The sequence below is a fragment of the Paenibacillus sp. GM2FR genome (genome assembly GCF_002803325.1).
Taxonomy (GTDB): Bacteria; Bacillota; Bacilli; order Paenibacillales; family Paenibacillaceae; genus Paenibacillus_AQ; species Paenibacillus_AQ lautus.
The window spans coordinates 219,307-243,552 of the sequence record NZ_MKZM01000011.1; the positions used below are offsets into that span (position 1 = coordinate 219,307).

Genomic DNA, 24,246 nt, shown 5'->3' on the forward strand with positions numbered 1-24,246 from the left:
TTCGAAATGGCTGTTAACCCGGAACTCGCGCAGCCCACTTGGCCGCTTGCGTAATCATCAAACGCAGCTGGGGCTGGAGAAAGGACGGCTCGTGGTGACCCGGCATCAAGAAAACCACGCGTCCGATGCCATACGTATGGCACCAGGCGGCAGGCCACTGCTTACCTTCGTATTCATAATGCAGCAGCACCGTTTTTTCCGTAAACGGACTGAATATGAACCGGTAAGGCTCCTCATCCAGCACAAAAGGCTCCACGCCTTCCGTAATATCGTGTTCGGTCTCTCCCGGAACGAAATACAGCTTCTCCATGGGCGGGTGTCCGTCAAAACGGGCACCGATCAGCTGCGCCAGCTCATAACGATTGGCCAGCGTAACGCCGTTATGGATCACGAGCAAGCCGCCGCCTCCGCTTACATAGGACAGCAGACCTGCGGTCTGCCGTGGCGAGACTCGCTCGTCCCATAGGTCGCTGTAGGCGATGCAGAGTTCGTAAGGGTAGAGATTGCTTTCATGCAGCATTTTATGATTTTCCGTGCACTGCACGGTGAACATGTCGTTCAGCAGGTGTGTCACTTGTTTATCAATGCCTTGCAGCGGATGAAACTTCGGGTGGGTGTAGCTGCCAAGCAGCAATGCCTTTCTTTTATCCATCGGTCATCCTCCTATTTACTACTCAATATTTCACATGATCCTTAGGAACATGCATGAAGAAGCTGGTCTGGAATGAAATCTCCCCAACTTCATTACGTTATATCATGACATTATTCTTGATTTTGAGCAAAGTAGCGGCCAAGCGCCACCATCATGCTGCCCATTCGCTCTTCCTCGGGAACCACCATGCGTTCAATGCCTTCCTCGCGAAGCCCCTGAGCCGTAACCTTGCCGACAGCCGCTGCCAGGACAGGCCCGCGGAACGCCTCAAGCACAGCCTCCAGCTTGCCATGGGCACGTGCATAATCCGCAAGGAAACGAAACTGGGGCGCGCTTGTAAAAGCAACCGCGTCAACCTTGCCGCCAACAATTTCGTCAACGAGTTGCGAAACATCCTCCTCCAGCGGCTGAATGTGCTTATACGGCAGGATCTGCTCTACTATCGCCCCGCGACTCTCCAGCCACTCCACCAGCTTAGGGGCAGACTCGCCATGCAGCTGAAGAATGACACGTTTGCCTGACAAGTCATGCGGTTCCAAAGACCGGATCAGCCCCGACGTACTGCCGTCATCATCTCTGACGATCGGTGCCAGCCCGCGTTTTTTCAGCGCATTTGCCGTTTTGTACCCTCTTGCCGCAATCGAGGTGCTCTGCAGCGTTTCATTCAATGTATCCAAAAGGCCCATCTGTTCGGCCGTATCATAAATGGCCTCCAGGCCGATTCCCGTTGTAAAAATCGCCCACGGCGCAGGCGCTTTGAGCCAAGCTTCGATCGAACGACGCAGTACTTCATCATCCAAAAATACGGTTCCCTGGGCCGGGCGAAGGAGCGCAGTGCCTCCCATCTTCTCCACCAGCTTGGCCATGTCTGCCGCCTTGCGCGGACCAGCCAAAGCGACGATCCGATCTTTCATATGCTGTGCCATGTTATATGCCCCACTCTCATCATTTCTAGCTTGTTCATCGTTAATCTTACAGCTTCTAGCAGTTGACTCCAGTATAAAGGCCCGGCTCCTATAGATAAAGCCACTTTGGTCTTATTCTTCAAAAAGCCCCCCTTTCCTGCCACAAACAAAAAAGCAGCAAAGGAATATAAGTTCCTTTGCTGCTTCAACATGAAATATCAGGGCATACTGCACGCCATTGAATCTATTAAATCTAAATCTTAAAGCGTGTCACCATCTCCTGCAGTTCTTCGGCTAACCGGCTTAAATCTGAAGCAGACGCACTCACTTCTTCCATGGAAGCAAGCTGTTCCTGAGAGGCTGCCGATATCGTCTGAGTCTGACTTGACGTTTGCTCCGACACCCCGCGGATATCCTCAACGGACTTTTTCGTGGAAGACGTATCTTGAGCCAATGCCTTAGCCGCCTTCGAAGTGGATCTTACCTGGTCGGACACCGTATTCACGGCCTTTTTGATCCGGGAGAAGGAGCGTCCGGTTAGGTCCGCTGCATCAACGCCGTCCGACACCTTCTGCTTGGCGGCTTCCGTCACCTCAATGGTTCGTTCCACTTCTGCCAGTATCCCTGTAATCAGCCCCGATATGTAATCTGCCGAGCTTTCCGACCTTTGGGCAAGCTTGCGGATTTCCGCGGCAACAACCGCAAATCCTTTCCCCTGCTCCCCGGCTCTCGCAGCTTCGATAGAGGCATTCAGCGACAATAGACTCGTCTCCTTAGCAATGTCGGTAATGGCCGAGGCGATACCGCCGATCTCCTCAGTCCGCTCAGACAGCTGATGGATAACACCATTCAGATCGTTCATCGCATGATCGATATCCTGCATCGTCGCTGCTGCGGTAATCACCGTCTTGTTCCCTTCCTGGGCCAATTCCTCCGTCTGGTTCATGGCCGCTGTAACCTTCTCCAATACATCCGCAATATCGTCCGCATGCCGGGATACCTGAAGGATGCGCTTCAGAATCTCCTCCGCAGCGTTCAACTGGCGTTCGCTGCCGGCCGCAACCTCCTGAATGGAAGACGTGACATGCTCGACAGCGCTTGTATTTTGCAAGGCGCTTGCGGACAATTGCTCGGAAGATGCGGAAACATTCTCCGTCATGGACTTGACCCCGTGAACCATGTCCCTGAGACTATCCACCATCTGCTGGAAGTGATCGGCCAGCTCTCCAATCTCATCACGCTTGAAGCCATTCAAACGAAGCGTTAGATCCCCCCCGCTAATGACTTCGGTCGCTTGGCGCATACGGCGGATCGGTTTAATCACAGAGCTTACATTCCAAGTCACCAGGATTAAGGCGGCTAGCAGCGAAACGCTCATGACCACCATCAGCGTATGGCGGATGCCACTAACAGAGTCGTCGACTTCCTTAACATACATGGTCCCGGCAATTTTCCAGCCGGTTCGTTCATTCGTAATGTAATTCAATTGTTTCTCGATACCGTTATGGACATAGTCAAAATGACCGGTCGGCTCCTCATACAGCTTGGAGATCCAGGTTTCTTCAGCCAACGCATCCGTCCCCGCATCATAATCGGGGTGAAACAGATATTTGTGATTTTGATCCAGCACCATCGTATAGCCTTCTTTACCTACCTGCACTTCGACCAGGCTCCGGATGCTATGGAGGTTGAGATCAATCCCCACGACGCCTTTGCCATCAGGCAGCGTCTGGGATATCGTTACTACAATCAGTGAGCCTGCGTTCGATGCATAGGGGGCAGTAATAATCGGTTGGCCTGATGCATTCATTGCGTCTTGGAACCATCCGGTTTGTCTAGGATCATAGTCCGCCGGCAGCTTATCCCCCGATGCCTTGATAATTCCGCCCTGGTCTGTACCGATAAATACGTCCACTGTATCCGGATGTAGTCCCAAGTACTGCTTCAGTGCATTGATGGTTGACCCCGCTTGGGCTTCAAGTTCCTTGTCGATTTCCGCGGACTTCATCGTTGTACTTAAATAATTCAGATCATCAAACTTCGATTGCAGCGTGTGATTAATGATCTCATTCGCCGTATCGACGCTCTGCGATGCACTGCGCAGAATTTCATCCTCGACAGTTCCCTTGGCGTCACGATAGGTGATAATACCGATGGCGCAGCTGGGCACAAGAAGCACGAGGAGGAATGTGAGGATCAGGTTTCTTTTAATACGATTAGCTCTTTTTTTCTTCATGGGTTTCTTTCCTTTCTAAACTGCAGTGACTCTCGCCTGTCTTCTACAAAAATACTCCCTTCAACTTATCGGCATCTCTTGAACCATTCATTATGTAGTGTGTATAGGTAATTAATTCCATAAAAAGAGGGGCGCCCTTGTTAAAAAGGCACCCCTCTTGGCGGCGATCAGAGATCACCGTCTATATAAAGGCCATCCATCCTGCACAGCGGAAACAAAGATGGCTGGCTCTTATAGTTCTGATTACGTTACTTCGACTGATTGGAAGGTATGAATCCACTCAGGTCTACACCAAGCCCGGCAGCGAGTCTTGCGCCATATTCGGCGTCGGCACGGTAGAAATTGCATACGGCACGGAGCTGAATATCAGATTTGACCTGGCTCAGGTCGTCAACCAGATTGCGGAGCAGATGATCCTTCTCTTGCTCCGTAAACGAACGGTACAATTCCCCGGCTTGGGTGAAATCATCCGTTTTCTCGATGCGCTGGCGAACGACATGACCGGTCAGCGGAGCTTCGCTCTCATTAACGGAAGGGTCTTCCACAGGGCCCGTTGTATAGCTGTTCGGCTCATAGTTCACCGGCGACGGATCTTGATTCACATTCATCAAGCCATCACGTTGATGATTACGCACAGGAGCATATGGACAGTTGATCGGGATCTGCAAATAATTGGCTCCCAGTCGATGACGCTGCGTATCCGGGTAAGAGAATAGCCGGCCTTGCAGCAATTTATCCTCAGACGGCTCGATGCCTGGTACCAATGCACTTGGGGAGAAAGCGACCTGCTCAACCTCTGCAAAGAAGTTCTGCGGGTTGCGATTCAAAGTCATGGTGCCGACCGTCACGAACGGGAAGCGATCCTCCGGCCAGGTCTTTGTAGGATCCAGCGGATCAAAGGATAATTCATCCATTTCCTCCGGGGACATCAGCTGCACCTGCAGGCGCCATTTCGGGAAATTCCCGTTTGCGATGTGCTCACGAAGATCACGGGTGGCGTGATTAAAGTCCTTACCCTGGACTTCGACCACTTCGTCTGCATTCAGCGTATTCACGCCCTGTGCGGATTCCCACTTGTATTTAATGTAGCTCACTTTGCCTTCGCTATTCACCCACTTGAAGGAATGGACACTGAAGCCATCCAACTCCCGATAGTTTGCTGGTGTGCCATGATCGGAGAACACCCAGGTCATCATATGCGTGGATTCCGGAGACAGCGTCATGAAGTCCCAGTACCGGCCGGGCTCCTGGATGTTGGTCTCCGGCGAAGGTTTCAAGGAATGCACCATATCGGGGAATTTGATTGCGTCCCGAATAAAGAAGACCGGAATATGGTTCCCTACAATGTCATAGTTGCCCTCCTCCGTATAGAACTTCACGGCAAATCCGCGCGGGTCGCGTGCCGTTTCGGGTGACCCTGTTCCATGAATCACCGTGGAGAAGCGAACGAACACAGGCGTTTCCTGACCGATTTCCTGCAGAAAGGCCGCTTTCGTATAAGGCTTCATGTCATTCTCCACAACAAATGTGCCGTGTGCACCTGCCCCGCGGGCATGAACGACCCGCTCCGGAATCCGTTCACGGTCGAAATGGGCGATTTTCTCGATCAGATGATAATCCTCAAGCAGCGTCGGTCCGCGGCGCCCTGCCGTTTTGGAATTTTGGTTATCTCCAACTGGAGCCCCTTGATTGGTTGTCATTCTATCCATATATGAACCCTCCATCATTTCTATAATTGATTTTAGACTGAATCTAAATTTATGAATTGATTGTATCATTGGAGAATCCATTGGATCATGATTGTCGCATGAGTGTTATATGACCCTTCTATGATCGTTATATGAAGTTCGGATGAATCCATTTTTGAGTTCGTGAATGGACAAAAAAAAGGAGGGGGATTAGTCCGCCAGGCGGTATCCCACTCCTCTAACCGTTGCAATGTATCGCGGGGCTCCCGCGTTGTCGCTCAGCTTTTTACGCAAGCTTTTGATATGGACGTCAACCACATTGCTGCCGCCCATAAAATCTGTATCCCAAATTTTGCACATCAGGTCCTCACGCGTGCATACGGCTCCTTCGCTGTCCAGCAGGAGCATCAGCAAATGATACTCTGTCTTGGTCAAATGAATAGGCGTGCTGCCCCGGTGGATGGTCATTTTATCCCGATCAATGGATAAATCTTTATAGACGAGGCCACGCATGACCTCTTCCCCACCCGACAATCCGGCAGCCGGAGAGAACAATCGAATGGTTCGCTGCACCTGATACATCATCGTATCTTTGGAACGGGCCGGCCATACCATAAGCTCTTCATTCAACAGGCTGGAGCCCGCTTTGCTCATGAGCTCCTCGCCAACCAGGTACAAGATCGGAATCGAGGAATGTTCCGGCAGCAGCAGCTCCTTCTCCTTATTGAACGCCGCCATGTTCCGGCAGCCCGTCATATCGGCGATAATCAGTCCCGTGTTCAGGGCTGACTGCAGACGCGGTTCCCATTTACGGAACATCATCACCTCGAAGCAGTTCTCCGTCAAGGTCATGAACATTTCGTTCACCCGTCCCGGGGAACGGCTGATCAATGCAGCCCGCAGCGTTGTGGGACAAGCATCCCCGATTGCCATCGGCGACTCCGGACGAACATACAGATTGCCGGATTGGAAATCCGGAAACGCATAGACCTTTCCCAGTTCCGTCATTTCTTCCGTTTGATTTGACATTCTGGACACACCCCCCCGAATACGACGTGAGCATGATGGATAACGTAGTTGGTTTCACCGGCTACCGTAGCAGCCCAATCCTCTGGCACCTCCGTCATGACCTCGTCCACTTTCCCGCAAACTTCACAAATAATATGTTGATGCTCGTCAGTACGGGCATCGTACCGACTCGCGCTCTCGCCCAGCTTCAATTCTCGGATCAGCTGCTTATCCGTCAAATAACGCAGGGAATTATAAACCGTCCCGTACGCCAAATTATAACCTTTCTCCACCAGTCGGTTCATGATATCCGCAGCAGTCGGATGATCATGCGATTCCCGAAGGACATCGTACACCGCTTGGCGTTGTGTCGTCAGATTTAAAGATTTCAAGGTATTCACCCTTTTAATTTATTTTTAGATCAAGTATAAATCCTATTCTCTCCAAGGTCAACAACCCGTGCCGAAATCGCTGCTGGTAATCTTTAAGATTTCTTTAGATTCAATTAAAAATTCCTTTAGCTTGTTTGGCTAGAATTAGAACATACATACACGATGAATTGTATAATCCGCCAAAGGAGGCGATCGAGCGCCATGGATTCCATAGCCAAGCATCCCCGTCAATTTCCGTCATCCCCTGATTTATCCCGGAAGCAAACCGGCACGCTTCGAACCAAACGAATACGCCGCAAGGGGCACGCACGTTTAAGTCTGCTCCTACTACTGTTTGTCGCCATTCTGTTGGTTGTGTTCATCGCAAGGATATTTATTCCGCCTCCCATCAAAGCCAGTTCGGCCATCCTGATTCATGCGGATACCGGCCGCGTGCTCTATGCGATGCATGCCGATCTCCCCTTACCTCCCGCGAGCATGTCCAAAATGATGACAGAGCTGCTGGTGCTGGACGCCGTCCAATCCGGGCAGCATGCTTGGGAAGAGAACGTACCGGTCAGCCGCTATGCGGCAGAGGTGCCCGGTTCAGGCATCGGTATGCATGAAGGCGAACGTTACACGCTGAAGCAGCTGTTCGAAGCACTCATTATCCATTCGGCCAATGATGCGGCCGTAGCTATTGCGGAGCATCTCAGCGGGTCGGAGGCCCGGTTCGCGGAGACCATGAATGAACGAGCGAAGGAAATCGGCCTTTCGGACCGCACCGTATTCGCCAATGCATCCGGTTTGCCTGCCGCTGACCTTCTTCCCTTTGCCGAAGCGGCCTCCGACGGCGATACCGTCATGACGGCCAGGGATTCAGCCATGCTGGCCAGATGGCTGGTCAACAAACATCCGGATCTGCTCGAGGTAACCAGCCAGCGCGATTTGCCTGTTCCGCAGAAGAAGCTTTCCCTGCATACCACCAATCTCATGCTACCCGGCGAACCGCATTCTTACGAAGGTAATGACGGATTTAAGACCGGATACACCCGCTCTGCCGGTTATTGCTTTACCGGGACTGCGTCGCGTGGCGGAAACCGGCTGATTTCCGTCGTGATGGGGACCGGGAATGCCGATCAGCGGTTTACGGAAACTCGGAAACTGATGGATTACGGATTTGAACGTCAAGGTATTCTTTCGAATCTCCTATCCGGCCTTTTTTAATCATCGTCATCATAGAACTCACGATTTTGAAGGCCAAGCTGCACTTTATGGGCTCCATTTAGGGTACACTGTTCGTAAGGAATGATCATTTCCAATGGGCGGATTTACTGGAGGATAATTTAATGAGAAGTATATTAATCGTAGATGATGATAAGGAAATTTCCGGGCTGATCTCCATCTATCTGGAGAATGAGGGTTACCGTGTGATCCAAGCCCATGACGGGGAGGAAGCACTGCTGGCCATGACCACCAATAACGGGACGGTGGATCTCGTAATCCTGGACGTCATGATGCCTAAGCTGAACGGGATTGACACCTGTCGCAGAATCCGGGAAACCTCGTCCATACCCATCCTGATGCTGAGCGCCAAGAGTGAGGACATGGATAAAATACTGGGGCTGATGACCGGCGCGGATGATTATATGATTAAACCGTTCAATCCGCTGGAGCTGACGACGCGCGTCAAAACACTGCTGCGACGCTCCACTCTGTACAATGCCGAACTGCATCGGGAGGACAGCGAGCGGATCGAGATTGATGGGCTCGACATAAACCGGACAACGCATGAAGTAACGGCCAATGGCAAAGCAATCTCTCTGACGGCAAGAGAATTCGAGATTCTGTATTTGCTTGCCCGCCAGCCGGGGAGAATCTTTAGCGCCGAGGATATCTTCCAGCAGGTCTGGAAGGAGAAATATTACGTATCCAATAATACAGTCATGGTTCACATCAGCAACCTGCGGGACAAGCTCGAGAGGGAGCTGGGTTATAAGCTCATTCAAACGGTATGGGGCGTCGGGTACAAAATCCATGCGTAAGCTGCAGTGGAAGATCATTACACTGTTCTTTGCCAGCGGAGCCCTGACCTTGGCCATACTGTTCATCGCGCAGCAGATCTTCCGATTGATCGGCCGGGAATACTGGAAGGAGCCCTGGGTAAACACCCTTTTCAGAGTTGATCGTACGTTGGAGGATTTCTTCGGTTTCCCCATCATCCCGACGATCATCGGCATCGTGCTGTTTATCTGTATGGTGCTCCTCCTGAGTCAAGGCACCATTCGTCAAATCAATCAGTTAATGGAGGGTACAAAGCGTTTGGCGAAGGGCGAATTGGATCAAGAGATTATCGTTAGCTCCAATGACGAACTGGGCCTGATGGCAACGCAAATCAATCAAATGGCCAAGCAGCTCAAGCTATCGCTGGCGGAGGAACGCATGGCCGTCCAGTCCAAGAACGAGCTTATCAGCAACGTATCGCATGATCTGCGGACCCCCCTCACCTCCATCATCGGGTACTTGCGACTGGTCAATGAAGACCATTACAAGGATGAGGTCGAGCTCCGGTATTATACCGATATCGCGTACGATAAGTCGCTGCGCCTAGGCGGACTCGTGAACGATTTGTTTGAATACACACGGATGGGATACTCCCCGATGAACCGGGTTGACATTAATTTGGTGGAGCTGCTCGCACAGTTGGCCGTAGACTTTTCATTAACCGGGCAGCAAGAAGGAGTTCAGGTCGTCTTCACACCTGAAACGGAGAAAATCATGATCTCCTCGGACGGGGATAAACTGATGCGCACCTTCGAGAATCTGCTGTCCAATGCGGTACGGCACGGACGGGATGCCGGGCGGGTGGATTTGAAAGTATCTCAGGACCCGAATTTTGCCGTCGTACAGGTCATCAATTACGGTCCTCCGATCCCTCAGCACGCAATCCCCCATCTGTTCGAGCGGTTCTACCGGGCGGATGAATCGCGCACTGATCAAACCGGGGGCTCCGGGCTTGGCTTGGCTATCGTAAAAACCATCGTGGATGCCCATCACGGCACGATTCAAGTGACCAGTACTACGGAGCTGACGATGTTCGAGGTTCGTCTACCTTTAGAGGCTCCTGAGAATTAACAAAATAAAACATTTAATATTCGACATACAATTCCATTTTCCGATAAAATAGGGGGTGAATGTCTTCATCGCCTTGCCGCCCTTGCGCAAGGTACATGAAAGGAATGATCCCCCATGACCAATATACTTTTTACCAACTTTTGTATATTTGTGACTTTCTTATACTTATCCGGACTGCTGTCCAAAAAATATGTAGCAGGTGTTGTGACACCGTCCATCCACGTTAAGATCAACGCCGGCCTCCTCTTTGGCATTTACGGGATCATCTTGATGTACTATTCTTTCCCGATTGACCCGCGGTTTTTTGCGGACTTGCGGCATCTAGCCATTGTCGTGATCGCCAGCTACTTAGGCTGGCTTCCCTCCCTGATTGCCGGCGTGCTGATTGCACTCGGGCGGCTGATCCTGTTCGGCATGTCAACTTCCTCTGCCATTGCGGGAGCCGGCATGCTGCTGATCGGCATCATCTGCGGGATGCTTTCTCGTATGCATTGGGAACGTTTAGGCAAAATGCTGCTCATGAGTATGTCGAGCATGCTGGTGCTCCTATGTATTATGTGGATGAATATCCCGGACCACCACAAGGTGTATACCGTCTTCACGCAGCACCTCATCATATCCATGCTCGCCACGGTGGTCATCTACATGCTGACCGAGTATATCAACACATCCAATCAACTATTTCTGCAGATGAAGAAAAATGCGGAGACGGATTACTTGACCAGTCTTCACAATCTGCGCCAGTTCGAGCAGCTGTTATCGGAACGTTTTCTCGAAGCCCAGCATTTCAGCGAACGGCTGGGTGTTCTTGTCGTGGACATCGATCATTTCAAAAAAATAAACGACACCTACGGCCATGCGGCCGGAGATGCCGTTTTGCAGCAGCTCAGCAAAGTGCTGAGGGAGCATTCCCGTTCTTTTGACGAAGTGTCCCGCAACGGCGGGGAAGAATTCTCGGTGCTGGTCCCGGAAGCGACCATCGACGAGACTGCCGCTATTGCAGAGCGAATCCGGGCGGCCGTAGCGGATCATATCTTTGTCCTGGAAGACGGAACCAAGATTCAGATCACGGTGTCGATCGGAGCTGCTGTGCACCCCGATACGATCCGGTCGAAAAATGCCAAGGAGCTGCTGCAACAAGCGGACCGCGAGCTGTACCGAGCCAAGGACAGCGGGCGTAACCGCGTATGCTCCGCCCCCGAGATCCATGATCTGATTCTTTCTTAATTCGGATCCGCCTTCAGTATTTCTTCAATGGCAGTCAGCGTATCCGGAGACAGCTTCATACCGGAGGCCTTCACATTCTCTTCCACCTGCTCCGGACGGCTGGCACCCACCAGCGCACTGGCTACATTGTTCTGACGCAGAATCCAGGCCAAGGCCAGTTGGCCGACGGTCATACCCAACTCGCTTGCAACGAGGCCCAGTGCCTGCACCTTCTGAATGCGGTCTTCACTCATTTTGAGCCGGTCGGCTCCAATCTTCGATGCGCGGCTGTTCTCCGGCACGGCTTGCTTGGAGGCGTACTTGCCAGTCAGAAGTCCTTGAGCAAGAGGAGAATAGACCACTTGACCAATGCCCTTCTTCTCGCCTAACGGGATAATTTCCTCTTCGATCTTGCGCTCGAACATGTTGTACAGCGGCTGATTCACCACGATGCGATCCAGCAAATAGCGATCCGCAACGGCCAGTGCCGCTTCCATCTGGGCAGCGGTCCACATACTGACTCCTATATAGAGCACCTTGCCTTGGCGGACAAGGTCATCCAGCGCCCGCAGCGTTTCCTCTAGCGGGGTTTCTTCATGATATCGATGACAGTAATAGATGTCGACGTAATCGGTACCCAGCCGCTTCAGACTCGCATCGCACTGCTCTCTAATATGTTTGCGGGAAAGTCCCTGATCATTGGGTCCGTCCCCCATCTTGCCGAATACCTTCGTGGCCAGGACATAGGATTCCCTTGGGAAGGCTCTTAAGGTTTCCCCGACAACCACTTCAGCCGCCCCCTGGGCATACACATTTGCCGTATCAAAAAAATTAACGCCGAGTCCATATGCGGTTTGAATCGATTTCACCGCATTCTCCCGTTCCACATATCCCCCGTACGTCAGCCAGCTCCCGAGACTGATATCGCTAACCTTCAATCCGCTACCGCCCACTCTTCTAAACTCCATATGTGAAACCTCCTTCATACAAGATAGATGCTTATTCTTTATTGTAACATCTTCCAGTACGATAGACAGTTGTGCCTTGTTTAACGTTTATAACCGGTCGACTTTATTTTAAACTTGACCGATACATTAAACTTGGCATGGGGATAAATGGTGCGCCACTCCTCCATCTCCGTCTGGTTGTTCCAGTGCGTACCTCCATACCGAAGGCCGAAACCTAACGGGTCCAGACCCGTTTTCTGAATTTTCTCCAACACGTTTTTCACAGCTTGCGATAGTTCCTTGCTAAACTGCTCTTCGATCTTACGCAGATCCTTCGGATCTAATTGCGCAGGGTTTTCTTTCTCTTCCAAAATCGCGGTTATCCGAATCTTGTAATCAATGGTTTCCTCCCCTGGTTTATCCGTTACGATCTTGTATCTTGCTCGGGTTCTATCCGTGTTGACTTCAAGCAATTGGCCGTCAATTTTCGTCCCGAAATTCGTGCTTAGATTACGACGATCCAACAGGTTAAACAGCCTGGTTTCATCCCGCGTCAGAATCACCTTCACCTTGTTCTTATCCATCAAGGCTAATTTGTCGATATTCAGGATCTTGTCAGCGGTAGTTTCCACAACGGGCAGGACCGGATCTTCCCCTTCCTCTAACATTCGGCGGGACAAATCGAAGGAGTATGCCTTAATAATGAAGGGAGATTCCGTCCCCTCCTCGCTGAGCGCCAGAAATATTGCGTTTCCGGCAATCCGCTCCGTTGGAGGATCCGTCTTTAATACGGCTTCTGCCGTAGGTACTGCGACGGCTGGATACATTAAGAGCTGCATGTCCCGCCTCCGAACGGTCCAGTCCTGGATTTTGCTGATATTTTTCCGTGCATAGGCCTCGCCGTACATGACCCCTTTGCAATGACCAAAGTCCAGCTCCTTATCCACCTTGGATTTGACCTCCCTGATCGCTTCCGCAATACTTGTCGATTCCTGCGTAATAAGCAGTGATTTTTTATCCCCGGTTTTCGGGTCTCCCGAAGGAATTGCCATTTTGAAGGTAAATCGGTTCATATCGGGGCTTTTCTCAGAGACGTCAATACCGATGGACACAACAAAAAGCCTCAGATCGATATCCCTAAAATCACATCCCGACACCAACAAAAAAGAGCAGCACATGAGCCAGACCAGCCAGCGTTTTAGGTCTTTCATGCCTTCTTCCTCCTTTTCCTCCATACCGCATAGAATAACAGGGCAATGAGCAGAAATTCACCCGCGAACCGGACGTCCAGAAAGACAATCGCCATATCATTTAATATGTATTGATTCACGATAAACGACGTGCCGAAGGTAATCAGGGAAAAGAGGAGCAGCACCCACCATTCGATTTTCCTCCGTTTAGACATCGCTTCCCCCTTATCGACCTTTAATCCGAAGCTTCCCAGAATGAGTTCCTTACCCACATGCCAGTGGATGATGGAATTCACGAGGGAGAGACACATATACACCACGTAGAAGACATATATCATCCGTTCAATGATGAAATAACGAATCCGCAGCGAGTCCACCGTCGAGAAGGCAGGGTACACGTGTCCTCCTGCGCCCGCAGCGCCTAATATGCCAATGGGTGCAAAGATCGAAACCAGAAGGGTAATTATACTGACCCCCACAATTGCCCAAACATGGCGCACTCTGAATCGGTGAAAGATCCGATTGAATATCACCATGTTCACGTAGCCCGTAAAAATAAAGGTTGCGGCCGCCACCGTTTCGTAATTGGGCATATTCCATGCATAGGTAATGATCTGCCTTACGGCATCCCAGCTGAAATAGGGGTTGCTGAAGATACGCCATGACATGTAGGCGATAACAGGAACACAGATGTACAGAATCATCTCCAGGGCATATATAATGGACTCGGAGTCCAGTCTGGCACTAAGTCCAACCACCACCAGAAATCCTATCAGAACGATATAGGGAGACACATCCGGACTAATGTAGCGAGAGGTAATATCAACGAAGCTTACCAAGGTAATGACGCTGGAGAAAAACCACGCGAGTCCGTATAAAAAAAGCAGGATACCCGATGTCCACTTGGACATAACCGAGCGAAAAATCTCCGGCAGCCCTTGCCCCGGAAATTTCTGAATCAGTTTCACGAAGGTAAACATCAGCAGCGTCCCAATCGGAATGGACACGAGAATCGACATCAGCGCACCGTCAAAGCGGTCCGTAATTAAAATCCGGGGGACATAATTAATCAGATTGATGGTTGCATTGAGCAGGAAGAGGTAATAAAAATATTTATTTCTAACCACTTCGCTGATCTCCTTTCTTCTTCCAATCCATAGCAAACATCTTTAAGTAGGGTTTGCCGAAGGATCGGAGGCTCGTAAGGTACATAATCATCGCCACCATGCCCAAAACGATGCCGACCAAGCCAAAGAAGGTGGCCAGGACAATGAACAAATACTTCGTGACGCGGATGCCTGAGCTCATCATCGTAATCGGGATCACGAAATTCGTTATCGCGACGGCGGAAACCAGAATGATCATGATGTTGCTGACTAATCCCGCCTCTGTTGCAGCGGTCCCCAGAATGAGACCCCCTACCGTCGTTGCGGTCTGACCAATCGCTTTGGGCAGACGGACACTTGCTTCCGTCAGAAATTCCATCGCCAGCAGCATGAAGATCACTTCGAAAAAGGATGGGTACGGCACCGTAGCCCGGCTTCCCGCAATAAGCAGCGTAACCTGCATCCTCAATATTTCCGGATTATACGACGTGAATGCCACGTACAGACTCGGCATAAGTACGGTCGTAAACAAGGCGATATACCGGATCCCCTTGAGAAACCAGCCGATCGGGGGAAGCTGTATTTTGTCATCCATCGCCGTAAAGAAATCATTGAAAATGGCTGGCAATAGAAGGGCATACCCCGTTGAATCCATCAACACGGCAATTTTTCCTTGATTTATATTCAATACGGCCCGGTCAGGACGCTCGGTCAGCATGAGTGTTGGATACAGACGAAATTTAGGATGCATCGTATGTCTCTCGATTTCGGCAGCCGATTGCACGATGTCCGCTTTGAGCTCGGACAATCGCTTTCTAAGCTCCTGCAATACCGTTTCTTCCACTTTGCAGGCATCATACATAATGATGATTCGGGTCTGCGATATTTTCCCGACGGTCATGAATTCCGTCTTCAAATTCGCAGTTTGGTAACGATGGCGGATCAGGTTCAGGTTCACCTCGATATTTTCCGTAAACGAATCATCGGGACCCTGAATGACGTTCTCTGTACTGGCGGGTTGAATGGGGCCTGCATTAACCAGTACGGCGTCAAACAGGAGCACGTTTTCCCCAATGAATATGGCTACGCAGCCCCTAAGCATATTACGAAGCAATTCCTGCTCATCTTTCGGCTCCAGGCTTGAGGGAAAGGATCGGATGAATTGGTCGTATAAGTCCAAGGAGTTCAGCTCATAGAAACGGTTAATCAAATTATCGTTAATCATGATAGGGTCACACATGCTTTTAAAATAAATCAGTAACGCATGGCCACCTTCATTTTTCAGCTCTCGATGTTCTATATCCCCGATATCTTGGAAATGTTCTTGCAGACATTTCTTGGCCTGATCCGCATTTAGATGCTGTTCGCTGGTCATGATATACCACCCCTCTTTTTCACATAATCCCAAATCTCCGCGGTTTCTTTAGATTCTGCACAAATGTCCCAAAATATTTACAATCCTCCAGGAAACTTATGAATACCGAATGGAATTCTGCTCGTTTCTAATCATTCCCAAGTGGTAATAATGAAGACAAGAGTCTGTGTTTAAGGGCAACGCCCGTAGAAACTGAGGAGGAATCGTGAATGAACCCAACCAATTCATCGCATCAAGAACTACCGCAATATCCGGAGTCGCTGTGGAGAGGGACAACCGAACTGCCCGCTTTCCCCCGCTTAGCCGAGGATATTGAGACGGATGTAGCCATCGTCGGAGCCGGCATAACCGGCATTACGACCGCTTATCTACTTGCCAAGGCTGGTAAGGATGTCGTGCTGATCGAAGCAGGGCAAATCCTGAACGGAACCACCGGTCATACAACAGCTAAGGTTACGGCACAGCATGGGCTGATCTATCATGAGTTCATGAATCATTTTGGAGAGGAGAAAACGAGGCTCTACTACGAAGGAAATCGGGAAGCGATTGAATTCATTAGAGATATTATTGGCGGAGACGAAGAGAAATTTGGGCTGAAGCTGGAGGATGCCCATATTTACGCTCAGCAGGAGGACAAGTATCTCTCGAAGCTGGAAGACGAAATCAAGGCCTATGAGAAACTCGGCATTCCGGGAGAATGGCAGGAAAGCCTTCCCCTCCCTATGTCGATTCGGGGAGCCATTAAGATGCCCGGGCAGTATCGGTTCCATCCTCTGCAGTATTTGAAGCATCTGACAGAAGAGTTCCTAAGGCTTGGAGGACGGATTTACGAGAACACGACCATGGACGAAAAGGCCGAAACCGATGGACCGATCACGCTGCTGACCAAACGGGGCGGTCACCGGATTACTTGCAATCACGCAGTATCCGCGTCTCATTTTCCGTTCATTGACGCCAAAGGATTGTTCTTCACGCGGCTGCATGTGGAACGCTCCTATGCCATTGCAGTCAAACCCGAAACCGCTTATCCGGGAGGAATGTACCTAAGCGTGGATCAGCCTACACGTTCCTTGCGGTCAGCATCTTATAACGGGCAGGAGTTGGTTATCGTCGGGGGCGAGAATCATCCGACGGGCCGCAGCATCTGTACCCACCAGCATTACGAAAACCTGGAGCTTTTTGCAGGAAATCTATTGGGCGCTTCCGCGATTCCTTACCGCTGGTCGGCCCAGGACCTGATTACATTGGACAATATGCCTTACATCGGGCCGATCACGTCCAATCAGGACCGGATCTTTGTTGCGACAGGCTTCCGGAAATGGGGTATGACAACAGGAACATTGGCCGCGAACATCATCGCGGATCAAATCTTGGAGAAGGATAACCGTTACGCCGACGTCTTCGACCCCTCCCGCTTCCACGCGGACCCGAGCATCAAAACGTTTGTCGTGCAAAATGCTTTGGTTGCCAAAGATTTCGTTGCCGGCAAGGTGGAGATGTCCCACGCCGATATAACCGAGCTGAAGGCCGGCGAAGGCGCCGTCGTCCGCCATAACGGTCAGCGTGCCGGAGCTTACAAGGATGATCAAGGGAATCTCCATCTCGTGGATACGACCTGTACCCACCTCGGCTGCGAAGTGGAATGGAATGAGGGCGAACGTTCATGGGATTGCCCGTGTCACGGATCACGCTACCGCTATAATGGCGAAGTGATCGAAGGGCCGGCCATTGAACCATTGAAGCAGTTGGATCCGGAGAGCTGAGCGGACGCAATCGCCTGACTCCTAACCTAAAAAGAAGTGAAGCCCATGCGAGCTTCACTTCTTTTTTATAACATGGGACTACACACCAGTTGCGGCCTAAATTCAACCAGAAATAACATATTTCTGGTATAATAAGCTTACAAATCGTTACGGGAGGGAAAACCATGGTTCTAGGCCTTGAGTATTTGGATCGAATTAAAGAGGACGTCTCGGAGAAAAAAGCACAGGAGAAGCTGCGCGGTATCCGGCAACAGAGCCTGCTTACCGATTGTTTAATGACCCTTGCTGCTGCAGGTGCCTTCATTGTGGTGGCTGCCATCTTTGGTTTTATCTTGTATCACATACGATATTAGAAGCCATCTCCATGCCTCCCCCGATGGGAAGTCTCTGGAGTTTATCCTTTCTTACAATTTCAAAAAGGCACCCTGACGGGTGCCTGTGTCATGTTATGACCTGGGACTGGATTGCCTTTGTAAGCCTAGGCGATTTCCGGTGCCGGCTCCTCGCGGTAGGCCGCAAGCGACTGATCCACGATCACCTGTATGAAATCGGGATCGATATCCTGGATCCAAGGTATGGCGTTATTCCAAGCATTTTCCTCAATTTGAAGCGCGATCTGCCTCTGATCCCATTCATCCATCGTTCGATCCATCCGGTCGCACAGCTCTGTCAGGGTCATGTCCATCGAATGGCCCAGCTCATGTGCAAATACCACCGCAAAATAGGCGTGGAACGGCTCAAGCGTGCCAAACAGCTGCAAACACTGCTGGCGTATGACTTCGGTATACATCGTCACGCTGTGCGAATGCATGACATATTTTCCGCCGATTAACCGGCCCCCTGGAAAATACGCCTCCATCTCCACGGTGACACTGCTGCCCGACCGACGTAGAAGCTCTTGCGTAATTCGGTTCAGTTCGGACTTATTCAATAATGATCATGGCTCCCTTTAAAGATATAAACATAAACATCATTATAAAAGAACCATATGAAAATGCAATATCAAATATGCCTGCCAGCTTACTCTCAACCTACCAAAAACCATTCATTAATCTAAAAAAAAATCTAAAAAAAGAAGACCCACTCCGCACTCGAATGGGTCTTCTTGTGATGACAATCCTCGCCTCGCTATCCAGCCTCATGCTGGTCGCTGAATTGACTGTTATACAGGTCCGCATAGAAGCCGCCCTGAGACAGCAGCTCTTCATGGTTCCCCTTCTCGATAATGCTGCCCTTGTTCATGACCAGAATCAGGTCCGCATCCCGGATCGTGGACAACCGATGGGCAATGACAAAGCTGGTCCGGTCCCTCATCAGCTCATTCATCGCTTTCTGAATATAGAGCTCCGTCCGCGTATCCACGCTGCTGGTTGCCTCATCGAGGATCAGAATCGATGGATCGGCCAGAATGGCGCGCGCAATCGTAAGAAGCTGCTTCTGTCCTTGCGATATGTTGGAGGCCTCCTCGTTCAGAACGGTATCGTAGCCCTCCGGTAATGTCCGGATGAAGTGATCCGCGTGGGCCGCTTCCGCCGCCCGGATGATCTCTTGCTCCGTGGCGCCTTCGCGCCCATACCCGATATTCTCCCGGATTGTCCCGTTAAAGAGCCATGTATCCTGCAGCACCATCCCGAACAGGCTGCGGAGTTCACCGCGCCGAAGAGCGGTAATATCGGTGCCGTCAATCGTAATCTTGCCCTTATTCAGCTCATAAAACCGCATCAGCAGATTAATGAGCGTTGTTTTCCCTGCGCCGGTCGGTCCGACGATGGCGACCGTTTGCCCGTGCTTCACGTCCACATTCATATCCTCGATCAGAAGCTGGTCCGCTTTATAGCCGAAACTCACATTCTCGAATGACACATCGCCAAGCGGCTTCTTGAGCGCTGCCGGAGCTGTATGCTCCGACACTTCTTCTTCCTCATCGAGCACTTCAAATACGCGCTCTGCCGATGCTATGGTGGATTGAATGACGTTCGCGATATTCGCAAGCTGGGTAATCGGCTGCGTGAATTGGCGTGAATATTGGATGAATGCCTGAATATCCCCGATCTCAATCGCTCTGCGGGTAACCAACACACCGCCGACAACACTGACGATCACATAACCGATATTTCCGACAAAACCCATCAGCGGCATAATGGTACCCGATATAAACTGGGCTCTCCACCCCGCATCATAGAGCTTGTCGTTGACCTCATCAAATTGCTCCATGGACTGTCGTTCCCGGCCAAAGGCCTTCACGACTTTATGGCCCGTGTACATTTCTTCCACATGTCCGTTCAGCTCACCCAAATGCTTCTGCTGCGCCACAAAATGCTTCTGCGAGCGCTTGGCGACCACAATCGTGACCACCACGCTAAGCGGCAGGGTCAGAATAACCACCAACGTCAGCAGCGGACTGATCGTGAGCATCATCACGATGACGCCGACCAGCGTGACCACGGAGGTAATCATTTGCGTCAAGCTCTGCTGAAGCGTGCTGCTGATATTGTCCATATCGTTGGTCACCCGGCTCAGCGTTTCCCCATGCGTCCGGGCGTCGAAATATTTAAGCGGCAATCGGCCGAGCTTGTTGTAAACATCTTTTCGCAAATCATACACGGTACGCTGGGCCACACCGGCCATAACATATTGCTGGATGTAAGCAAACAGCGAGCTTAAGAGATATAGTCCTGCAAGCCAGAGCATGATCGTCCGAATAGCGTCAAAATCGATGCCGGCCCCCGGCACGCCCTGCATCTTGGCCATGAAGCCTTTGAACAGGATCGTGGTCGCATCCCCCAATATTTTCGGGCTCACGATGCTGAATATCGTACTGAGAATAGCTGCGATCAAGACGATCAGCAGCTTGCCGGTATGCGGTTTGAGATATCGTGTTAACCGGCGAAAAGTGCCTTTGAAATCCTTGGCTTTCTCCCCCGCCATTCCAGGTCCGTGTGGGCCGCCGCCAAAGGGACCGCCCGGTCCCCGAGGATGTCCTCCCCGTTTCTTCTCACTCATGCGATCTCCTCCTCTGACAGCTGCGAAGTGACGATTTCACGGTACACATCGCTGGAAGTCATAAGCTCCTCATGCGTGCCGATGCCGGCAATGCGTCCCTCATCCAGCACGATAATCCGATCAGCGTCCATGACAGTGCTTACCCGCTGAGCGACAATCAGAACGGTAGCTTCCGTCGTTTCCTCGCGGAGCGCTGCGCGAAGATTGGCGTCCGTCTTGAAATCAAGCGCCGAGAAGCTGTCGTCAAACACATAAATCTCGGGTCTCCGAACCAGCGCCCTTGCAATCGAGAGCCGCTGCTTCTGACCTCCGGATACGTTGCTGCCGCCCTGCGAAATCTCGGCATCGTACCCGCCCTCCATGGACGAGATGAAATCGGCCGCCTGGGCAACCTTCGCTGCATGCCGGATCTCCTCGTCTGTTGCATCCTCTTTACCATAGCGGATATTCTCCGCGATGGTACCGGTGAAGAGCAGCGCCTTCTGCGGCACGAATCCGATTCGGCTGCGCAGCTGCTCCTGAAGCATGTCCCGAATATCTGTACCATTGACAAGAATCCGTCCCGAGGTTACGTCATAGAAACGAGGGATCAGGCTGATGAGCGTTGATTTTCCTGAACCGGTTCCGCCGATAATCGCGGTGATTTCACCCGGCCCGGCACGGAAGGAAATATCGGATATGGCCGGCTCCTCTGCACCCGGATAATAGAAGGTTACATCCTGAAATTCAATCGAGCCGTGCTCCACGCCGGTTTCGCCCGGCTGCTTCGGATCATGGATCTCCGGCATCATGTTCAATACCTCATTGATCCGAACCGCCGATGCCTGTGCACGCGGAATCATGACAAACATGACGGATAACATGATGAGGGAGAACATGATCATCATCGCATATTGGAGAAATGCCATAAGGTCACCGACCTTCATATGCCCGCCCTCTATGCGATGGGCTCCGAACCAAACAATCGCCAGTGTCGCAAAATTCATGACCAGCATCATGACAGGCATCATCGCACCCATGATTTTATTCACTTTGATGGAGGTGGCAGTCAAATCCTCGTTCGCATCATTAAAGCGGGCGGTTTCATGATTCATCCGGTTAAATGAACGAATGACCCGGATTCCTGTCAGATTCTCCCTTAGCACGCGGCTCAGCGTATCGATCTTCACCTGGATCGCTTTGAAGAGCGGAATCCCCTTTTTGGCGATGAGGAAAATGGCCAGCGCCAGAATAGGGAGGACGATCAGCAGCACCGTGGTCAGTCCCGGGTCTCTCGACACGGCCATCACAATGCCCCCGATACACATCATCGGCGCAATCGCCATCATGCGAAGGATCATGATCGTGACCTGCTGTACCTGCGTGATATCGTTCGTTGTACGGGTAATCAGGGATGCCGTACCGATCTTGTCAAATTCCTGCAGCGTGAAATTCTCGACATGGGAGAAGACGCGGCCCCGAACAATCTTCCCGAATCCCGTAGCTGATTTGGATGCCAAATAACTAGCGGCAATGGAGCACACCATGCCCCCTGCTGCTACGAGGAGCATAAAGCCGCCCACACGCCAAATGTAAGGCACATCTCCCTCAACGATGCCATAATCCACGATGTCTGCCATCAAGGTCGGCAGGTAAAGATCAGACAGACACTGGAAAAATGTGAACAGCAGGACAAAAATGACCGCTGTCCGGTACGGCTTCATGTAGTGAAACAGTTTTAACAAATCCCCCACCCCTACTCGTTGTCTGATGTCGTTTCGCTTCGTTTGCGTTTTTGCTCGTGAAAATGATACACCTTCGTTAACAGCTCGGTCAGTTTGACGCTGTCCTCTTCTCCCAGAAAATCCACCAGTTCGTTAAAGTTGTTCCTGACGTTCTGGTAGGTTTCCTGGACAACGCGGTTCCCTTCCTCGGTAAGCTGTACGCGCACCGCACGTCGATCCCGTGCATCCATCACCCGTTCCACCAAACCTTTGCTCTCCAGAGCGTTGATAAATTGAGTGATCGTCGGTGACGTAACATTCATCATGCTGCTGATTTCGGACACTTTCATGCCGGGACCATCAGGCTCGATATGATGTTTGATTCCCATCAGAACGCGAATCTCGCCGGGCGTGTAGCCGGAAATCAAGTGCTGATCCCATTCCTGCTTGTGGAACATGCGAATGCTGTACAAGAGCCTGCCGGCGACGCTATCTTCTCGCCTGCCGCCCTTCATGCACAGTCCTTCTCGCGAAGCCCTTTCCTCTGACCGGTTGTTCTCTTTATGTAAATCTGGATGTATATCCTCTTCCATGGTCCACCTCTTTTCTGCAACCTCTCGAATAAATAGATAGCCTGCCAATTTAATTGGTTACCTAACTATATACCCGGAGAAGACCGAAGTCAAATCGACTTCGGACCTCCGTAACATCCATTATTCGTCATCGTACAGAAGCTGCTGGTACGTCCCTTTGCGGTCTCTGTCGCTCTTCCGCGAGGACTTGCCTGAGCTCTTATTCTGGCGGCGGGTGCTGACCTTCTCTTTACGGGCGATATGGGCCAGCTCCCGCTCCGTCTTCTTGTAATTCGCATATCGTTTCGCATCCAGGGTTCCGTCCTGCAGCGCTTCCTGAACTGCACAGCCGGCCTCCGTCTCATGGCGGCAATCATGGAACCGGCACTGCTGGGCGAGCGTGGCAATGTCCGCAAAGGTCGCCTCGAACCCTTCTTCCGAATCCCACAGCTGCAGCTCCCGCATGCCCGGCGTATCCACCATAATCGCGCCGCCCGGCAGCACGAAGAGCTCCCGGTGCGTCGTGGTATGCCGTCCCCTTGCATCCTCTTCGCGTATCCCTTGAACTCGCTGCATCTCCTGGCCCGACAACCAGTTCAGCAGGGTGGATTTACCCGCCCCGGAGGTACCCGTAATGGCAACCGTCCTCCCTTGCACCAAATAAGCCTGCAGCTGCTCCTTCCCTTGATCCATCAAGGAGCTTACCGCATGGACCGGCACACCTGGAGCAACCGCCTCTACCTCCGCGACGTACGCTTCCGGCGATTCACATAAGTCCGCCTTGGTAAGGAGCACGACCGGTGCGGCTCCGCTCTCCCAGACCGCAATCAGATAGCGTTCTATTCGGCGAACATTAAAATCCTTATTGAGCGCGTTAATGATAAACACGGTATCCATATTTGCGGCAATGATCTGCTCATCCGGCACGCTTCCTGCTTCCTTACGCGTCACCGCCGACTTTCGGGGGAGCAGCTTATGAATGACGGCACGGGATTCCCCTTGCAGCGGCTCCACCATGACCCAATCGCCAACAGCGGGAAAGTCGCTTTTGCTGGCTGCTTCGTATTCGTATTTGCCCGTGACAACCGCGGACTGCTCTCCCTCTTGCGTAATAATGCGGTACTGCTTCGAGAATTGGGCCGTGATGCGTGCGGGTACCAGCGCTTTATCGTGCTGGGGCATCTGCTCTGCCATCAAACTCCATTCTTCATTCCATCCATAGGCTTGTAGCATGGTCATGTCTTGTTTAGTCAAATTCGTTATATCCCCTTATCGTTATTGGATTGGTTGTTATCAAACACAAAAAAAACCGCAGATTTGTATCTGCGGCTGATCTGAATCTACGCAAGAAGAAGGCATTAATCCCCATCAGCCAAGCCGATCATG

The 24,246-nt window shown here is 51.4% G+C and carries 21 protein-coding genes; 6 read left to right on the forward strand and 15 right to left on the reverse strand.

Annotated elements, in window-relative coordinates:
- Positions 1-13: 13 nt before the first annotated feature.
- The 6 genes from PAEVO_RS29345 to PAEVO_RS29370 all read right to left on the reverse strand — a co-directional run bounded on the left by PAEVO_RS29345 (position 14) and on the right by PAEVO_RS29370 (position 6,881).
- Positions 14-652 carry a ThuA domain-containing protein gene (locus tag PAEVO_RS29345; protein WP_100541012.1) on the reverse strand — a complete coding sequence of 213 codons (639 nt, stop codon included), beginning with the start codon at positions 650-652 and terminating at the stop codon, positions 14-16.
- A gap of 110 nt (positions 653-762) precedes the next feature.
- Positions 763-1,578: a uroporphyrinogen-III synthase gene (locus tag PAEVO_RS29350; RefSeq protein WP_100541013.1), complete on the reverse strand. Its 816-nt coding sequence runs from the start codon at positions 1,576-1,578 to the stop codon at positions 763-765.
- Positions 1,579-1,810: 232 nt separating this feature from the next.
- Positions 1,811-3,793 carry a methyl-accepting chemotaxis protein gene (locus PAEVO_RS29355; RefSeq protein ID WP_100541014.1) on the reverse strand — a complete coding sequence of 661 codons (1,983 nt, stop codon included), beginning with the start codon at positions 3,791-3,793 and terminating at the stop codon, positions 1,811-1,813.
- Positions 3,794-4,041: 248 nt separating this feature from the next.
- A complete protein-coding gene (locus PAEVO_RS29360; RefSeq protein WP_100541015.1) occupies positions 4,042-5,502 on the reverse strand; it encodes a catalase in 1,461 nt (486 codons plus the stop codon).
- A 189-nt stretch (positions 5,503-5,691) separates the two neighbouring features.
- Positions 5,692-6,510 (reverse strand): winged helix family transcriptional regulator, encoded by an 819-nt coding sequence (locus PAEVO_RS29365; RefSeq protein WP_100541016.1) that lies wholly within the window; start codon positions 6,508-6,510, stop codon positions 5,692-5,694.
- Entirely contained in the window at positions 6,486-6,881 is a 396-nt protein-coding gene (locus PAEVO_RS29370) for a Fur family transcriptional regulator (protein ID WP_009590342.1), read from the reverse strand. Before PAEVO_RS29370 ends, PAEVO_RS29365 begins: the two co-directional genes overlap by 25 nt.
- A gap of 201 nt (positions 6,882-7,082) precedes the next feature.
- On the opposite strand from PAEVO_RS29370, the gene PAEVO_RS29375 reads away from it, so the two are divergent.
- The 4 genes from PAEVO_RS29375 to PAEVO_RS29390 all read left to right on the forward strand — a co-directional run bounded on the left by PAEVO_RS29375 (position 7,083) and on the right by PAEVO_RS29390 (position 11,222).
- Complete coding sequence (locus PAEVO_RS29375) at positions 7,083-8,087, forward strand: D-alanyl-D-alanine carboxypeptidase family protein (protein ID WP_100541017.1); 1,005 nt, start codon at positions 7,083-7,085, stop codon at positions 8,085-8,087.
- 122 nt (positions 8,088-8,209) lie between these two features.
- On the forward strand, positions 8,210-8,905 hold the full coding sequence (locus tag PAEVO_RS29380; protein ID WP_100541018.1) for a response regulator transcription factor: 696 nt from the start codon (positions 8,210-8,212) through the stop codon (positions 8,903-8,905).
- Positions 8,898-9,995 carry a sensor histidine kinase gene (locus PAEVO_RS29385; protein WP_100541019.1) on the forward strand — a complete coding sequence of 366 codons (1,098 nt, stop codon included), beginning with the start codon at positions 8,898-8,900 and terminating at the stop codon, positions 9,993-9,995. Before PAEVO_RS29380 ends, PAEVO_RS29385 begins: the two co-directional genes overlap by 8 nt.
- 114 nt (positions 9,996-10,109) lie before the next feature.
- Positions 10,110-11,222 (forward strand): diguanylate cyclase, encoded by a 1,113-nt coding sequence (locus PAEVO_RS29390; protein WP_100541020.1) that lies wholly within the window; start codon positions 10,110-10,112, stop codon positions 11,220-11,222.
- Here the strand turns inward: PAEVO_RS29390 and PAEVO_RS29395 are convergent.
- The 4 genes from PAEVO_RS29395 to PAEVO_RS29410 form a co-directional block, all read right to left on the reverse strand.
- Complete coding sequence (locus PAEVO_RS29395; protein ID WP_100541021.1) at positions 11,219-12,169, reverse strand: aldo/keto reductase family protein; 951 nt, start codon at positions 12,167-12,169, stop codon at positions 11,219-11,221. The two genes, PAEVO_RS29390 and PAEVO_RS29395, sit on opposite strands and share 4 nt — an antisense overlap.
- A gap of 80 nt (positions 12,170-12,249) precedes the next feature.
- Entirely contained in the window at positions 12,250-13,359 is a 1,110-nt protein-coding gene (locus tag PAEVO_RS29400) for a Ger(x)C family spore germination protein (protein ID WP_100541022.1), read from the reverse strand.
- Positions 13,356-14,465 carry a GerAB/ArcD/ProY family transporter gene (locus PAEVO_RS29405; protein ID WP_100541023.1) on the reverse strand — a complete coding sequence of 370 codons (1,110 nt, stop codon included), beginning with the start codon at positions 14,463-14,465 and terminating at the stop codon, positions 13,356-13,358. The genes PAEVO_RS29400 and PAEVO_RS29405 overlap by 4 nt, the downstream gene beginning before the upstream one ends.
- Positions 14,458-15,819, reverse strand: coding sequence for a spore germination protein (locus PAEVO_RS29410; protein WP_100541024.1), 1,362 nt, complete (start codon positions 15,817-15,819; stop codon positions 14,458-14,460). The genes PAEVO_RS29405 and PAEVO_RS29410 overlap by 8 nt, the downstream gene beginning before the upstream one ends.
- Positions 15,820-16,028: 209 nt before the next feature.
- Between PAEVO_RS29410 and PAEVO_RS29415 the strand changes: the two genes are divergently transcribed.
- Together PAEVO_RS29415 and PAEVO_RS29420 are read left to right on the forward strand one after the other, a co-directional pair.
- Positions 16,029-17,582: an FAD-dependent oxidoreductase gene (locus PAEVO_RS29415; RefSeq protein WP_100541025.1), complete on the forward strand. Its 1,554-nt coding sequence runs from the start codon at positions 16,029-16,031 to the stop codon at positions 17,580-17,582.
- Between the two features lie 164 nt (positions 17,583-17,746).
- A complete protein-coding gene (locus PAEVO_RS29420; RefSeq protein WP_100541026.1) occupies positions 17,747-17,935 on the forward strand; it encodes a hypothetical protein in 189 nt (62 codons plus the stop codon).
- A 125-nt stretch (positions 17,936-18,060) separates the two neighbouring features.
- Here PAEVO_RS29420 and PAEVO_RS29425 read toward each other — a convergent pair whose 3' ends face one another.
- The 5 genes from PAEVO_RS29425 to rsgA all read right to left on the reverse strand — a co-directional run bounded on the left by PAEVO_RS29425 (position 18,061) and on the right by rsgA (position 24,099).
- Complete coding sequence (locus tag PAEVO_RS29425; RefSeq protein ID WP_100541027.1) at positions 18,061-18,513, reverse strand: hypothetical protein; 453 nt, start codon at positions 18,511-18,513, stop codon at positions 18,061-18,063.
- 197 nt (positions 18,514-18,710) lie between these two features.
- Positions 18,711-20,585 carry an ABC transporter ATP-binding protein gene (locus PAEVO_RS29430; protein ID WP_100541028.1) on the reverse strand — a complete coding sequence of 625 codons (1,875 nt, stop codon included), beginning with the start codon at positions 20,583-20,585 and terminating at the stop codon, positions 18,711-18,713.
- A complete protein-coding gene (locus PAEVO_RS29435) occupies positions 20,582-22,309 on the reverse strand; it encodes an ABC transporter ATP-binding protein (protein WP_100541029.1) in 1,728 nt (575 codons plus the stop codon). The genes PAEVO_RS29430 and PAEVO_RS29435 overlap by 4 nt, the downstream gene beginning before the upstream one ends.
- Before the next feature lie 11 nt (positions 22,310-22,320).
- Positions 22,321-22,881: a MarR family winged helix-turn-helix transcriptional regulator gene (locus PAEVO_RS29440; protein WP_100541030.1), complete on the reverse strand. Its 561-nt coding sequence runs from the start codon at positions 22,879-22,881 to the stop codon at positions 22,321-22,323.
- 120 nt (positions 22,882-23,001) lie between these two features.
- Positions 23,002-24,099, reverse strand: a complete 1,098-nt coding sequence (gene rsgA, locus PAEVO_RS29445; RefSeq protein ID WP_243390987.1) for a ribosome small subunit-dependent GTPase A — start codon at positions 24,097-24,099, stop codon at positions 23,002-23,004.
- Positions 24,100-24,246 lie beyond the last annotated feature (147 nt).